Source organism: Salinicola sp. LHM (genome assembly GCF_034479735.1).
Classification (GTDB): domain Bacteria; phylum Pseudomonadota; class Gammaproteobacteria; order Pseudomonadales; family Halomonadaceae; genus Salinicola; species Salinicola salarius.
Genome location: NZ_CP140261.1, coordinates 2,324,295 through 2,338,512, shown reverse-complemented (window position 1 = coordinate 2,338,512; position 14,218 = coordinate 2,324,295). Strand labels below are relative to the sequence as shown.

The window sequence follows — 14,218 nt, the reverse complement described above, 5'->3', positions numbered from 1 at the left end:
GTGGATTTTCCCGCGAGTCTGGCGAGCTGAGACTGTCAGTCGCGCCGTCGAGTCGAGGGTCTGGCGTTCCAAACGTGTTTTGATCATTCCAGCAGCCGTGAGCGGTAGGCTTCGTTAACTCTCTGGAAGATCGAGACATTTTTTCACTTCGGCCAGCGTATCCAGTGGCTGGCGCCTGAATGGGCAGAGCCCACCGAGTGAGCTCGCAATATAACAGTAATGCCGAGGCAGCGGCAATTGAGCTCGCGCTGCCGGTGCGGTGCGTTAGAATGGCGCCCGGCGGCGCGCGGGTGTCGCCATGGAGCGCTGTCGAGGGGAGTCAAGCATGGCCGAAGGCCAGGAAGTTCAGTTCATCGAGGTCAGCGAGTCGCAGCATGGGCAGCGAATCGACAATTTCTTGCGCACGCGGCTCAAGGGGGCGCCGAAGTCGTTGATCTACCGCATCGTTCGCAAGGGCGAGGTGCGCGTCAACAAGAAGCGCATCAAGGCGGATTATCGCGTCCAGGCCGGCGATGTCGTCCGTGTGCCGCCGTTGCGGCTGGCGCCGGAAAGCGCCGTCAAGGAAGCCAGCGAAAGCCTGCGTAACCTGCTGGCCGGCAGTGTCGTCATCGAAGGCCCTGACTGGCTGGTGATCAACAAGCCTTCCGGGCTGGCGGTACATGGCGGGAGCGGGGTCAAGATCGGACTGATCGAGGCGCTGCGCCAGGTGCGGGAAGACCTGGATTTTCTCGAGCTCGTTCATCGTCTCGACCGCGATACCTCGGGCTGTCTGCTGCTGGCGAAGAATCGTGAATCGCTGCTGTCTCTCAACACCGCGCTGCGCGAGCGTCGCATGGAGAAGGGCTATCTGGCGCTGGTCCAGGGGCGCTGGCCGGCGCGTCGCGATTACGTCAGTGCGCGGCTGGAACGCTATGACGCCGGTAACGGCGAGCGACGAGTGCGGGTGGATGACGGCGGCAAGGTGTCGCGGACGCGCTTCGCCGTGCGGGAAACGTTCCCGAAGGTCACGCTGGTCGAGGCGGAGCCGGTCACTGGTCGCACTCATCAGATTCGTGTTCATGCCGCTCATGCCGGTCACCCGCTGCTAGGCGACGACAAGTACGGCAGCGCCGAGGGAGCCTATCTTGCACGCTCCCTGCGCCTGGATCGGCTGTTCCTCCATGCGCTGACGCTGACTTTTCCTGACCCCAAGACCGGCCGTCTGGTGCAGGCGAGAGCGCCGCTGGAACCGGGATTGGAAAAGGTGCTGGAGCGTGCCCGTCATGGCGGTTGAAACGAGCGCGGTCGAAATGCTGCCGGGCCAGGCGTCCCGGCGCTGCCGTTATTCGCTGGTCATCTTCGACTGGGATGGCACTCTGATGGATTCCGCGGCGCGTATCGTCGCCTGCATGCAGGCCGCTGCGCGTGAACTGCAATGGCCGGTGCCGGATGATGCTGCCGTTCGCGACATTATCGGGCTAGGGCTGCCCGAAGCGGTCGCCGTACTGTTTCCGGGCGTGACGCTTTCGGAGCAGGATCGGTTGCGCGAAGTCTATGGTCACCAGTTTCGGGCCGTCGATCGGATACCGACGCCATTCTTTCCCGGCGTAGCCGAGGGTATCCGGCGCTTGCGGGATGATGCTGCATGCCGGCTGGCGGTCGCGACCGGGAAAAGTCGCCGCGGGCTGGATCGTGTCTTCGGTCACGAATCCTGCGGTAACTGGTTCGTTGCCAGTCGCACCGCCGATCTCACCCGCTCCAAGCCGCATCCTCTGATGCTGGAAGAGCTGGTGACCGAGTGTGGCGTGCCGGTGGCCGAGGCGGTCATGGTCGGAGATACCGAATATGATCTGGAGATGGCCAGGGCCATCGGCATGGATCGCGTCGCGGTGACCTACGGAGTTCACGAGCGTCAGCGGCTGATGCGTAGCGAGCCGCAATTCGTTGCCGACGACTTTTCATCGGTCGTCGAGTGGCTGCTGGCTTGAGAGCGTCGTTGTCGGTATCGAGGCGATACCTGATCCCGCCGGCATGACGGATGCCGGGTCGCCACCGCGTGGTGGCATTCAGCAAGGAGAGGATAATAGATGAGCGACGAGCGACGGGATGACTGGACGCAGGGGCCTGAGCTGAGCCGGGAGGAAGTCGAGCGACGCCGGGCGGCAGCGTCTTCACGCGGTGACGAGTCGGCCAATGCCGACTCGGTGCGATTGGCCGAAGTGCAGATGATGGATCGCTGGATCGGCGGCGTCCTGAAAGAGCAGCGGCGATCACGACGCTGGAAGATCTTCTTTCGCCTGCTGTTCGCGCTGATCGTGATCGCGAGCCTCTGTCTGAGCGCCTATGCCATGTTCCTGGCGCAGGGGGAGGGAGCGTCTGCCAGCCGTCGCCATCTGGGTATCGTCGAGGTCAGCGGGCCCATCGATGCGAACGGCCAGGCCAGCGCGGAGCGCATCATCGAGGGCTTGCAGCAGGCCTGGCGGGCCTCGGACGCCGATGCCGTCGTGCTGCATATCAATAGTCCCGGCGGCAGCCCGGTCCAGTCGCAACGAGTCTACGACGAGATTCGCTATCTCCAGGGGCAGGGCGATAAGCCGATTCTGGCGGTGATCGAGGATATCGGTGCCAGCGGTGCCTACTACATGGCTTCGGCAGCGGATCGCATCTACGCTTCGCCAGCCAGTCTGGTCGGCTCCATCGGCGTCATCAGTGCCGGGTTCGGCCTCCAGGAGGCGATCGACAAGGTGGGCGTCGAGCGGCGGGTCTTCACTGCCGGTGAAAACAAGGCCTTCATGGATCCATTCTCCGAGATTTCACCGCCGCAGCGCGACTTCTGGCAATCGGTGCTGAACACCACGCATCGGCAGTTCATCGATGCGGTCAAGGCTGGGCGTGGCGACCGCCTGAGCGACGATCCTGCACTCTTCTCGGGTCTGATATGGACCGGTGAACAGGCAAAAGCGCTGGGGCTGGTCGATGACATCGGCAATCTCGAGCAACTGTCTCGCGCACGCCTGGGCGAGGTGAGTCTGAAGGATTATACGCCGTCGCTGGACCCCTGGGCGCTGGTCTCCGACAAGCTGACCAGCGCTGCCGCTCACTGGCTGGGGCTGAGCAACGGCGCCTCGCCCGTACGCTATCAGTTGCCCTGACCCGCGAGGGGGTTCAGCCCTGCCTCTCTCAGAAGTTCGCAGAGCTTGATGAGGGGCAGGCCGATCAAGGTGTTGGGGTCGTTGCCTTCGAAGCGCTGGAACAGTGCAATGCCGAGGCCTTCCATGCGGAAGCTGCCCGAGCTGTCGTAAGGCTGATCGCGGGAGACGTAGCTTTCGATCTCCTCGTCACTCAGGTCTCGGAACCAGACGTGGTAGGTGTCGTGCACGACACGATGACGCCCGGCGCCGGTGTCGATCAGGGCGAGACCGGTCATGAAGCTGACCCGGTGGCCCGAAAATCGGCGCAAATTGGCGCAAGCCGTATCGAAGTCGCCGGGCTTTCCCAGAATGTCTCCCTCGAACAGCGCCAACTGGTCGGAGCCGATGATCAGGTGATCGGGATAGTCGGCCGCGACCGCCTGCGCCTTGGACAGCGCCAGGCGGTGCGCCAGAGTGACGGCGTCCTCGCCGCCGCGCCGGGCTTCGTCGATGTTCGGTGCAGCCCATTGATAGGAGAGATCGAGCCGATCCAGTAGCTGGCGGCGATAGCGAGAGCTGGAGGCGAGTACCAGACGAGACATGGGCTTCCTCTTTGGAGTCGGATGGCTGTCGCGCCGGGCTTCCGGCCCGAGACCCGCAGTCGGCGCATTCCGGCAACAGGATAGCGTGCTTCATGTGCTTTGACAGGGGCACGGTGAGTCCCTATTATGTCGCGCCTATGTTGACCAGACGACTTCCCCCGACCGTTGAGCCTTATCGAGCAGCGGCTAACCAAGAAATGATCGAGGGTCTTGTCGACCTCGAGAAACTGGTGCGCCTGCAGGACGAGATCGGGCCGCAGCAAGGCAGCGCTAGCGTGAGGCTGCAGTTCGACGTCGACACGCAGCGGCGTCATCTCATCGACGGCGATCTGGAAGCGGATCTCATGGTGCCGTGTCGGCGTTGCCTGCAGCCCATGGCGGTATCCGTCGCGAGCCACTTCAGGCTGGCCATCGTCAGTGACGATGCGTTGGCGGCGGAGGTGCCCAGCGACTACGAGCCGGTTCTGGTCGACGAAGAACAGCTTGACCTGCTGGGGGCGATCGAGGACGAGCTGATTCTCAGCCTGCCCCAAGTGGTCTATCACGATGAAGCGGATTGCGCGGTTTCTCGTGAGCAAATGAGCAGCGGTGATGCCCCGATTGAAGAGGTCTCCCGCCCTGACAACCCCTTCGACGTCCTGAAGTCGTTGAAGGGAAAACTCTGAATCTGAAAGACATTGACGTTGGAGTCGTATCATGGCCGTTCAACAAAACCGTAAAACCCGTTCCAAGCGTGGCATGCGTCGTGCACACGATGCCCTGACTTCTCCGGCTCTGTCCCAGGATCAGGAAACCGGCACCACGCATCGTCGTCATCACGTCGCGCCGGACGGCTACTATCGTGGTCGCAAGGTCATCGACGTTTAACGAGACCTCGAGCGTTTCGCTAGGCAATGCGCATCGCTATTGATGCCATGGGCGGGGACTTCGGTCCCCGCGCCACTATTGGTGGTCTGTTTCTGGCGTTGGCGCGCCACCCTGATCTCGAACCGTCGGTGTTTGGCCCGCAGGTAGAGCTTTCCGCTCTGGTTGCGGAGCTGGCCAAGGCCTCGGGGGAGCCGTCCCTCGCCAAACGCGTCAGGCTGGTGGATGCGCCGCGTGTGGTGCTCCAGTCCACGCCGCCGATGGATGTGTTCGACGACCCTTCTGCCACCAGCCTGTACGGCATGCTGGAAGCCGTGCGCGAACATGAAGCCGAAGCCGGTATTACCTGTGGCAATACCGGCGCGCTGGTCGCCTTGGCGCGGCGTGAGCTGGGGACGGTTCCCGGCATTTCGCGACCTGCCATCAGTACGGCGGTGCCGACCCGAAAGGGCGGGCGCTGTTATCTGCTGGACCTGGGCGCCAGTGTCGACGTCCATGCTCGTCATCTGTTCGACTTTGCCCATATGGGGGCGCTGATGGCGCGTGTCGTGGACGGCATCACAGTGCCCAGGGTGGCGCTGCTGAACATCGGCGTCGAGGCCAGCAAGGGGGTGGCTCGCGTGCGCGAGGCCGATGCGCTGCTGAGAGCTCGCGGTGGCAGCGACTTCGAGTACATCGGATACCTCGAGGGCGATGCCATCTTTTCCGGCCAGGCCGACGTGGTGGTTTGCGACGGCTTCGTGGGAAACGCCGTGCTCAAGGCGAGCGAGGGGGTCGCCCAGATGCTGCTCAAGCGTCTGCAGGAAACCTTCGAGTCCCACTGGTCGACGCGGCTGGTCACGGCGCTGGCAAGGCCGGCGTTGATGCGGCTCAAGGCGCAGCTGGATCCGGTGCGGCATAACGGCGCCAGCCTGCTTGGTCTGAACCGCATCGTGGTCAAGAGCCATGGTAACGCCAGCGCCCAGGCTTTTGCTTTTGCCATCGACCGGGCAATACGGGAAGTCGAAGTCGGGCTTCCGGAGCACTTCCGCGCTGCATGGTCTCAGGATGTAGCGACGCCTGTTATCTCGTCGACCGTTGCGAGCGGCCGAGTGGATAGCGGGTCTCGCGATATGACGAGTTCCGACGGTCCATCATTTCAAGGGTGAGCGCGATGACGCAATCACTGGCTTTGGTCTTTCCGGGGCAGGGTTCCCAGCAGGTCGGCATGCTGCGGGAACTCGCCGAACGTTATAGTGTCGTGCGCACGACATTCGATGAAGCATCGGAAGCGCTGGGCTATGATCTCTGGCATGTCGTTCAGGAAGGTCCGGAAGAGAAGCTCAACGCAACGGCCTGTACGCAACCTGCGCTGCTGACTGCCAGCGTGGCGATCTGGCGCGTCTGGCAGGAACTCGAAGGGCCGCGCCCCGACATGATGGCAGGACACAGCCTGGGCGAATATAGCGCCATGGTCTGCTCCGGCGCCCTGGGCTTTGCCGAGGGGGTGCGTCTCGTGCGTCTGCGTGGCGAAGCGATGCAGCAGGCGGTGCCGGCCGGCGTTGGCGCGATGGCCGCAATCCTAGGCCTGGATGACTCGGCGGTGGAAGCGGCCTGTCGCGATGCGGCCCAGTCGGAGGTGGTGTCGGCGGTGAATTACAATTCGCCGGGCCAGGTCGTCATCGCGGGGCATCAGGGTGCTGTCGATCGCGCCATTGCGCTGTGCCAGGAAGCGGGTGCCAAGCGTGCGCTGCCCTTGCCGGTTTCGGTCCCATCCCACTGTGCCTTGATGCAGCCCGCGGCCGAGCAGGTTGCCCAGGCAATGGCGACGATGGAATTCAAGCTGCCGCGTTACGCCGTCTACCAGAACGTCAATGCACAAGTGCCGCAGACGACGGAGGTGCTCCAGCAGCGTCTGGTCGAGCAGCTCTACCGTCCGGTACGCTGGACCGAATGCGTCAATGCCATGTTCGACGATGGCGCCGGCGTCTTCATCGAATGCGGGCCGGGCAAGGTTCTGACCGGACTGAACAGGCGGATCCAGCGCCAGGCCAAGGGGCTCGCAGTCAACGACCCTGATACCCTGGCTTCGGCGCTGGAGCTGGCGCGTGATGCGCTGGATGTACAAGAGCCTTAAAGGATGGATGACATCATGACCGAACGTAGAGTCGCGCTGGTCACGGGAGCGAGCCGGGGTATCGGGCGCGCGGTCGCGCACGAGCTGGGGCGGCAGGGGCGAATCGTCGTCGCCACCGCGACCAGCGAAAGTGGCGCTGCGAGGATCGACGAGGATCTCAAGGCTCAAGGCATCGAAGGGTTGGGCCTGGCGCTGGACGTGACGGATCAGGCCAGTATCGATGCCGTGTTCAAGCGCATCACCGACACCTTCGGGGCGCCGACCATTCTGGTCAACAATGCCGGTATCACGCGGGACAACCTGCTGATGCGCATGAAGGAAAACGAGTGGGACGAGGTGCTCGATACCAACCTGAAGTCGGTCTATCGTGTTTCCAAGGCGAGTCTCAGGGGGATGACGCGGGCGCGCTTCGGTCGTATCGTCAATGTCAGTTCCGTGGTCGCGATGATGGGCAATCTGGGGCAGGCCAACTATGCTGCCGCCAAGGCGGGCATGGAAGGCTTTACCCGTGCCCTGGCTCGAGAGGTCGCCTCCCGTGCGATCACGGTCAATGCCGTGGCGCCCGGTTTCATCGACACGGACATGACCCAGTCCTTGCCGGAAGCGCAGCGAGAAGCGCTTCTGGGACAAATTCCACTGGCGCGCCTGGGGCAGCCGGCGGAAATCGCTGCCGCCATCGGGTTTCTTACCAGCGATGCTGCCGGGTACATTACCGGCGAAACGCTGCAGGTCAACGGCGGCATGAACATGCGGTAATCCTTCCGCGACGCGGGTTGCGTCGTCTGGGGGCGGTCTATAAACTACCCGCAGCTTTTTAGCTGGCGGATTCGTACCACTAGGAGTAACGACATAATGAGCACCATCGAAGAGCGCGTGAAGAAGGTTGTTGCCGAACGCCTGAACGTCAAGGAAGAGGATATTCAGAACTCCTCGTCCTTCACCGAAGACCTCGGCGCGGATTCGCTGGATACCGTCGAACTGGTGATGGCGCTCGAAGAGGAATTCGACACCGAAATTCCCGACGAAGAAGCTGAAAAGATCACGACCGTTCAGGAAGCGATCGACTACATCGTCGCTCACCAGTAAGCTTGGCACACTCCGCCATGGCGGAGTGTTCTGGCTGGCTGAAATTGCGATGTTCGGAAAGCCGCTCTCCATGAGAGCGGCTTTCTGCATTTCAGGGTCTTTTCTCGAGATCGTGCCGACGCGCGAACAGAGAGGCCAAAGTCCCTGCTTGTGGCGCCCATCTCCCGGGATGTTCAGGTATAATTTGCGCCAATCGGGCCAGGCGAAGGTCGGGATCTCGTGATGTGATGGCCAAGGCCGACATTCACGGGGATTGCCTTCCATGGTCATCAGGAAGTTCGGAGGAGATTCGATGCCGCGCAGAAGAGTGGTGGTGACCGGGCTGGGGTTGGTAACGCCAGTGGGTAACACGGTCGAGGAGAGCTGGAAGAATCTCCTCTCAGGGAAGAGTGGCATCGCGCCGATCGACAGTTTCGATATCGCGGGTTTCAACACGCGATTCGGTGGTGCGATCAAGGATTTCGATATCGGCGAGTATCTCAATCCGAAGGACGCTCGCAAGATGGACTTGTTCATCCAGTACGGTGTCGCCGCCGCGACGCAAGCGATGCGCAATTCGGGCATCGAATGTACCGAAGAGAACGCGCATCGCATTGGTGTCGCGATCGGGTCGGGCATCGGCGGATTGCCGATGATCGAGCGTAATCACGACTCGCTCAAGAAGGGCGGGCCACGTCGTATTTCGCCGTTCTTCGTGCCGGGTTCGATCATCAACATGATCTCCGGCAGCCTGGCGATCCAGCATGGTTTCAAAGGCCCGAATATCGCCATTACCACTGCCTGCACCACGGGCACGCACAATATCGGCTACAGTGCCCGCACGATCGCCTATGGTGATGCCGACGTGATGTTTTGCGGTGGGGCCGAGATGGCGACCACGCCGCTGGGGCTCGGCGGGTTCTCCGCTGCCAGAGCACTGTCGACGCGCAATGACGATCCGCAGGCCGCCAGCCGCCCGTGGGATCGCGACCGCGACGGCTTCGTGCTATCCGACGGCGCCGGTGTCATGGTGCTCGAGGAGTACGAGCATGCCAAGCGCCGTGGCGCGACCATCTACGCGGAGCTGACCGGTTTCGGCATGAGCGACGATGCCTTCCACATGACCTCGCCACCCGAAGATGGCAGTGGTGCGGCGGCCTCGATGGCCAATGCGATTCGTGATGCCGGCATCGATCCTTCCGATATCCAGTACATCAACGCCCACGGTACGTCGACGTCGGCCGGGGACGTGGCGGAAAGCCGTGCCGTCGAGCGGGTCATGGGGGATGCGGCTCGTCGCGTCGCGGTCAGCTCGACCAAATCGATGATCGGCCACCTGCTGGGCGCGGCCGGCGCCGTCGAAGCCATCTTCTGTGTTCTGGCGATCCGCGATCAGGTCGCGCCGCCGACGATCAATCTGGATAACCCCGACGAGAATTGCGTGCTGGATTACGTGCCTCACACGGCACGGGACATGCCGATCCGCACCGCGCTGTCCAATTCCTTCGGGTTCGGCGGCACCAATGGTTCGCTGATCTTCACCCAGGTCTGATCGAGATGCGCGACACGGCGCTCCCGTTCGACGACCGCGGACTGGCCTACGGCGACGGTCTATTCGAAACCGTTCTGGTTCGGGACGGGCAGCCGTTGCTGTGGGAATACCACATGGCGCGGTTGCGACAAGGCGTCGAGCGGCTTTCGCTGCCGTTGCCGGACTTCGAGGCATTCGATCGGTTGCCGGCACAATGCGGCCCGGGGCTTCGCGTACTCAAGCTGATGGTGACCCGTGGCAGCGGCGGACGCGGTTATCGGCCTCCCGACTCCGCCGAGCTGCGCTGGCGCTGGACCGCGTCGGCTTTCCAGCCTGCGTCCCGGCGCTGGTTCGAGGGTGTCGATGTGCGGTGCTGCGAACTGCGTCTGGGCATTCAGCCGCGTCTGGCCGGTATCAAGCATCTGGCGCGGCTGGAGAACGTGCTGGCGCGTCAGGAGTGGCAGGACGATGCCATTGCCGAAGGGCTGCTCTGCGATAGCGAGGGCCATCTGGTCGAAGCCACGGCGATGAATCTGATCTGGTATCGGCAGGGACGGCTCGAGACGCCGTTGCTGGATCGCTGCGGCGTCACGGGCACGTTGTTGAGCGCCGTGAATGACGATATCGAGCTGCACTGGGTGCGAGCGGGGCTGGATTCGTTGTGCCAGGCCGATGCTGCCTGGCTGCTCAACAGCGTCCAGGGGGTCTGGCCCATTCGTCGGCTCGACGATGCCGCCGGGAAATGCCTCAAACGATGGCCGTCGACGTTCGCTTCCTCTCTTCAGCAAGTGGCTCACCGGCGTCTGGGTTACCCGCTGAACCCGAATGACTGACTTCAGTATTTTTGCCCGGATGCGCCATGAAGCGACATCCGGGACTGATTTCCGGGACTAAGGATAAACATGCGTGTCCTCAAGATTCTGATCCTGCTGTTGCTGGTCGCCACGATCGTGGTGTTCGGCGGTTTCCACTACTGGCAGAAACAGCTCGATGCACCGATCGCGCTCGACGAGACGACGGTCTACGAGGTGCCGCCCGGTGCGGCTTTCACCCAGGTCGTTCACGACCTCGAAAGTCGGGGCATCATCGAGGCGGCATGGCCCTACCGGATTCTGGCGCGCGTCGCTCCCAAGGCCACGCAGGGGATTCGGGCCGGGGAGTTCGAGATCGAACCGGGCATGAACGGCCGTCAACTGATCGCGCATCTCTCGAGCGACCAGGTCGTGACCTACCGCCTGACGGTGCCGGAGGGGTGGACCTTCAAGCAGATGCGCCGGCTGCTGGATCAGGCACCGAAGCTCGAGCATCGCACTAGCGAGATGAGCGACGAGGAGATCATGACGGCGCTGGGCCATGAGGGAACGCATCCCGAGGGGCAGTTCTTCCCCGACACCTACCGCTATCACAAGGGGGTTGCCGATCTCGAACTCCTGCAGCGCGCGTTCGATCGCATGCAGCAGACGCTGAACACGGTATGGAACGAGCGCGATGACGATCTCCCCATCGACTCGCCCTACCAGGCGCTGATTCTGGCATCGCTGATCGAGCGGGAGACCGGCGTCCCGGCGGAGCGCAAGGAGATCGCCGGCGTCTTCACGCGACGCCTGGAGAAGGGCATGCGCCTGCAGACCGACCCCACCGTCATCTATGGCATGGGAGACAGCTACGTCGGCAACATCACGCGAGCCGATCTCCAGCGGCAGACCGCCTACAATACCTACGTCATCGAAGGGTTGCCGCCGACACCGATCGCCATGCCTGGCCGGGGCGCGCTCGAGGCTGCGGTACATCCCGCCGATGGCGATACGCTCTATTTCGTCGCCAAGGGCGATGGTTCGCACCAGTTTTCACGAACGCTGCAAGAGCATAATGCGGCCGTCCGCCGCTATATCCTGAATCGCGATTGAAATCGCGGGCTTGCACCCGCAAAACCGACCATACCGACGAGACGACACCGCATGAGCGCAGGCGATATGGAACAGCGGGCCGGCCGCTTCATCACGCTGGAAGGCGGCGAGGGCGTGGGCAAGACGACCAATGTCGGCTTCGTCTGCGACTGGCTCACGTCACGGGGCGTCGAGGTCGTGCGCACCCGGGAACCGGGGGGCACGCCTGGCGCCGAAGCCATTCGCGAGCTGTTGCTGGACCCTACCCGTGAAGAGGCGTGGAGCGACGACGCCGAGCTGCTGCTGGTCTTCGCTGCGCGTGCCCAGCATCTGGCCGAACGCATTCGTCCGGCACTGGCTCGCGGCGCCTGGGTGGTCTGCGATCGCTTCACCGATGCCACGTTTGCCTATCAGGGCGGCGGGCGAGGACTGGATTTCCAGCGCATTCGCACGCTGGAGACCTTGGTCCAGGGCGACCTGCAGCCCGATCTGACCGTGCTGCTCGACGTGCCGGTGAGCGTGGCTGCGCAGCGCGTCACCCAGCGAGGTGCCCAGCTCGATCGATTCGAGCGTGAGCGTGAAACGTTCTTCGAAGCCGTGCGCGAGGCTTACCTGGCACGTGCCGCCGAGGAAGCCAGATTCGCGGTCATCGACGCCTCGCCCGGGCTGGAAGCGGTCCAGAAATCCATCGAGCAGTGCCTGACTGAAAGGCTGGCCGCATGGTTATGACCCCGTTGCCATGGCAACTCGATCGCTGGCGCAAGCTGGTCGAGCTGCAGGACGGCGGCCGTCTCCCGCACGCCTTGCTGCTGTCCGGCCCGCGCGGGATCGGCAAGCAGCCGTTGGCCGATGCGCTGATCGCGCGGACGCTGTGTCGCACGCCGGCAGACATCGCCTGTGGCGAATGCCACGGCTGCCGAATGCTGGCGTCGGGCTATCATCCCGATCTGCTCAGTGTGACGCCGGCCGAAAAGTCGCGCCAGATTCGTGTCGATGCGATTCGTCAGGTCAACGGCTTCGTCTCCCAGACCGCGCAGCAGGGCGGTTATCGAGTCATCCGTATCGAACCGGCCGAGGCGATGAACGTCGCGGCCTCCAACGCGTTGCTGAAGAGCCTGGAAGAGCCGGGTGAGCGCACCCTGTTCATCCTGGTTTCCGATGTTCCCTCGCGGCTGCTGGCGACGATTCGTTCGCGCTGTCAGCACTGGAACCTCGCCGTGCCGCCGCTGGAGGCAGCCGAGCCGTGGTTGCGCGAGCGTCTGGGAGAAGGAGAAGAGGCGCGATTCTGGCTGCGTGTCGCCGGTGGCCTGCCGTTGCTGGCCGAAGAGCTGGCGGGTGCCGATGCCCGGAATCTGCGTCAGGACCTGCGCGAGCTTTTCGACGCGCTGGTGCGCGGCGGCGAACCCGTGGGAGAAGCGGCAAGACTCGATGCCCAGGCGCTCGACCGCATACTGTGGTATGGCATCGCCTGGCTCGAGGATCTGATCCGGCTCGGCTTGTCGGGGGACCCCCAGCGGGTGCGCAACAGCGACCTGCTGCCGCTGTATCGCCAGGCCGTCAAGAATGCCCGAGTCCGCGACTGGTTCCGCTTGCTCGACTACGCTCGCGAACAGCGACGGTTGCTGGCGGCGGGGGGAAATCCCAACCCGCAACTGGTGCTCGAGGCCTGGCTGGTCCGCTGGGCGGCCCTGTTGCGCTCTTGAGCCGGCGGCAACGAGTCGAACGCTGATGCGGCGACTAACGGTAAAGGTGAAAGCTGATGAATGCCCAGAAGGCCCTGTCGTTGACCATCCGCGACGATGAGACTCTGCGTAGCGCCTATATGTCGTGGCTCAAGCATGGCGGGTTGTTCGTGCCGACCGAGCAGGACTATCGAATTGGCCAGTCCGTCTATCTGCTGGTGACATTGCCCGGCGAGAGCGAGCGCTTCCCCGTCGCCGGAGAGGTCGTATGGCTGACGCCGACCGGCGCCGGGCAACGCGTTGCCGGCATCGGGGTCCATTTCAGTGCTGAGGATCAGGCGCTGCGTGAACGTATCGAGGCGCGGCTGGCATCTTCTCCCGGACGAGGGGAGTCGCTCAGTCATACCCTGTGACGGCGCTTTCGGTTTGTCGGCATGAGTGGTCTGCTCGCCATGCTCGTGCCATGCCGGGCGCCATGTTTGTCATTCTCTACCTGGAATTCGCATGTTCGTCGATTCTCACTGTCATCTCGATCGCCTCGACCTGTCGCCCTACGAAGGCGACCTCAACCTGGCCCTGGAGGCTGCACGCGGCCGTGGTGTCCATCGTTTCCTGGCGATTGCGACATCGTTGGAAGGGGTTCCGAACCTGGCGGAGATCGCGCGGCAGCATGACGATGTCGATATCAGTGTCGGCTTGCATCCCTTGCATGAGGTGTCGGCGGAGCCGGACAGCGAAGCGATCCAGGCGTGTGCCGATCGTTACGGGGCGGTCGCCATCGGCGAAACCGGCCTCGATTTTCACTACGACAGCGTGCCGCGGGACATCCAGCGGCAACGTTTCGTTGCGCACCTTCGCGCCGCTCGCGAACTCGAGCTGCCGGTGGTGATCCATACCCGTGAGGCGCGCGACGAAACGCTGAACCTGATTCGCGAACACGTCGACCCCAAGGTGGGCGGCGTGCTTCACTGCTTTACCGAGGATCTCGCCATGGCGCGGGAGGCGGTCAGGTCAGGCTTCTACATTTCGTTGTCCGGGATCGTCACCTTCGCCAGCGCCGGCGCCCTGCGCGAGGTCGCCCGGCAGGTGCCGCTGGACCGGTTGCTGATCGAGACCGACAGCCCGTTTCTCGCCCCCGTTCCCCATCGCGGCAAGTCCAACGAGCCGCAGTGGGTCGTCGAGGTCGCCGAATGTATCGCGAGCGAGCGAGGCATTACCGTCGACGAGGTGGCGATGCAGACGCGGGCCAACTTCTATCAGCTGTTTCCCGGTTGCGCGCCCGGCGGCCAGTCCGACAATCCATTCGTGTAGGCACGTTCACTGCATGGATGCCCCTCTGCGAGAGGGCATCGTCATACGGGG

Annotated in this window: 17 protein-coding genes; 16 read left to right on the top strand and 1 reads right to left on the bottom strand. The window is 63.4% G+C overall.

Going from position 1 to position 14,218, the window contains the following annotated elements:
• The first annotated feature begins 325 nt into the window (after positions 1-325).
• From R5R73_RS10870 to sppA, 3 genes are all read left to right on the top strand, one after another.
• Entirely contained in the window at positions 326-1,273 is a 948-nt protein-coding gene (locus R5R73_RS10870) for an RluA family pseudouridine synthase (protein WP_071233066.1), read from the top strand.
• Complete coding sequence (locus tag R5R73_RS10865; protein ID WP_322527513.1) at positions 1,263-1,967, top strand: HAD-IA family hydrolase; 705 nt, start codon at positions 1,263-1,265, stop codon at positions 1,965-1,967. The genes R5R73_RS10870 and R5R73_RS10865 overlap by 11 nt, the downstream gene beginning before the upstream one ends.
• A 99-nt stretch (positions 1,968-2,066) precedes the next feature.
• Positions 2,067-3,131 carry a signal peptide peptidase SppA gene (gene sppA / locus R5R73_RS10860; protein WP_071233065.1) on the top strand — a complete coding sequence of 355 codons (1,065 nt, stop codon included), beginning with the start codon at positions 2,067-2,069 and terminating at the stop codon, positions 3,129-3,131.
• On the opposite strand, the gene R5R73_RS10855 is transcribed toward sppA, so the two are convergent.
• On the bottom strand, positions 3,119-3,712 hold the full coding sequence (locus tag R5R73_RS10855) for a Maf family protein (protein ID WP_322527512.1): 594 nt from the start codon (positions 3,710-3,712) through the stop codon (positions 3,119-3,121). The two genes, sppA and R5R73_RS10855, sit on opposite strands and share 13 nt — an antisense overlap.
• A gap of 137 nt (positions 3,713-3,849) precedes the next feature.
• Between R5R73_RS10855 and R5R73_RS10850 the strand changes: the two genes are divergently transcribed.
• The 13 genes from R5R73_RS10850 (at position 3,850) to R5R73_RS10790 (ending at position 14,167) form a co-directional block, all read left to right on the top strand.
• Complete coding sequence (locus R5R73_RS10850) at positions 3,850-4,377, top strand: YceD family protein (RefSeq protein ID WP_416221238.1); 528 nt, start codon at positions 3,850-3,852, stop codon at positions 4,375-4,377.
• Between the two features lie 31 nt (positions 4,378-4,408).
• The gene (gene rpmF / locus R5R73_RS10845; RefSeq protein ID WP_071233061.1) at positions 4,409-4,579 is read left to right on the top strand and encodes a 50S ribosomal protein L32; all 171 of its coding nucleotides are present in this window, start codon (positions 4,409-4,411) and stop codon (positions 4,577-4,579) included.
• A gap of 26 nt (positions 4,580-4,605) precedes the next feature.
• A complete protein-coding gene (gene plsX, locus R5R73_RS10840; RefSeq protein ID WP_322527510.1) occupies positions 4,606-5,724 on the top strand; it encodes a phosphate acyltransferase PlsX in 1,119 nt (372 codons plus the stop codon).
• 5 nt (positions 5,725-5,729) lie between these two features.
• Positions 5,730-6,692 carry an ACP S-malonyltransferase gene (gene fabD, locus R5R73_RS10835; protein WP_322527509.1) on the top strand — a complete coding sequence of 321 codons (963 nt, stop codon included), beginning with the start codon at positions 5,730-5,732 and terminating at the stop codon, positions 6,690-6,692.
• Between the two features lie 12 nt (positions 6,693-6,704).
• Positions 6,705-7,448: a 3-oxoacyl-ACP reductase FabG gene (gene fabG / locus R5R73_RS10830; protein WP_322529586.1), complete on the top strand. Its 744-nt coding sequence runs from the start codon at positions 6,705-6,707 to the stop codon at positions 7,446-7,448.
• Positions 7,449-7,544: 96 nt separating this feature from the next.
• The gene (gene acpP / locus R5R73_RS10825; protein ID WP_071233058.1) at positions 7,545-7,778 is read left to right on the top strand and encodes an acyl carrier protein; all 234 of its coding nucleotides are present in this window, start codon (positions 7,545-7,547) and stop codon (positions 7,776-7,778) included.
• A gap of 292 nt (positions 7,779-8,070) precedes the next feature.
• Positions 8,071-9,309: a beta-ketoacyl-ACP synthase II gene (gene fabF, locus R5R73_RS10820; RefSeq protein ID WP_071233056.1), complete on the top strand. Its 1,239-nt coding sequence runs from the start codon at positions 8,071-8,073 to the stop codon at positions 9,307-9,309.
• 5 nt (positions 9,310-9,314) lie between these two features.
• Positions 9,315-10,121 carry an aminodeoxychorismate lyase gene (pabC, locus tag R5R73_RS10815; protein ID WP_322527508.1) on the top strand — a complete coding sequence of 269 codons (807 nt, stop codon included), beginning with the start codon at positions 9,315-9,317 and terminating at the stop codon, positions 10,119-10,121.
• A gap of 69 nt (positions 10,122-10,190) precedes the next feature.
• Entirely contained in the window at positions 10,191-11,195 is a 1,005-nt protein-coding gene (mltG, locus tag R5R73_RS10810) for an endolytic transglycosylase MltG (RefSeq protein ID WP_322527507.1), read from the top strand.
• A 51-nt stretch (positions 11,196-11,246) separates the two neighbouring features.
• Positions 11,247-11,903 carry a dTMP kinase gene (gene tmk / locus R5R73_RS10805; protein WP_416221187.1) on the top strand — a complete coding sequence of 219 codons (657 nt, stop codon included), beginning with the start codon at positions 11,247-11,249 and terminating at the stop codon, positions 11,901-11,903.
• Positions 11,894-12,877 (top strand): DNA polymerase III subunit delta', encoded by a 984-nt coding sequence (locus R5R73_RS10800; protein WP_322527506.1) that lies wholly within the window; start codon positions 11,894-11,896, stop codon positions 12,875-12,877. The genes tmk and R5R73_RS10800 overlap by 10 nt, the downstream gene beginning before the upstream one ends.
• Positions 12,878-12,933: 56 nt before the next feature.
• Positions 12,934-13,269, top strand: a complete 336-nt coding sequence (locus tag R5R73_RS10795; RefSeq protein WP_071233048.1) for a PilZ domain-containing protein — start codon at positions 12,934-12,936, stop codon at positions 13,267-13,269.
• A 91-nt stretch (positions 13,270-13,360) separates the two neighbouring features.
• Positions 13,361-14,167: a TatD family hydrolase gene (locus R5R73_RS10790; RefSeq protein WP_110630821.1), complete on the top strand. Its 807-nt coding sequence runs from the start codon at positions 13,361-13,363 to the stop codon at positions 14,165-14,167.
• The last annotated feature ends 51 nt before the right edge of the window (positions 14,168-14,218 follow it).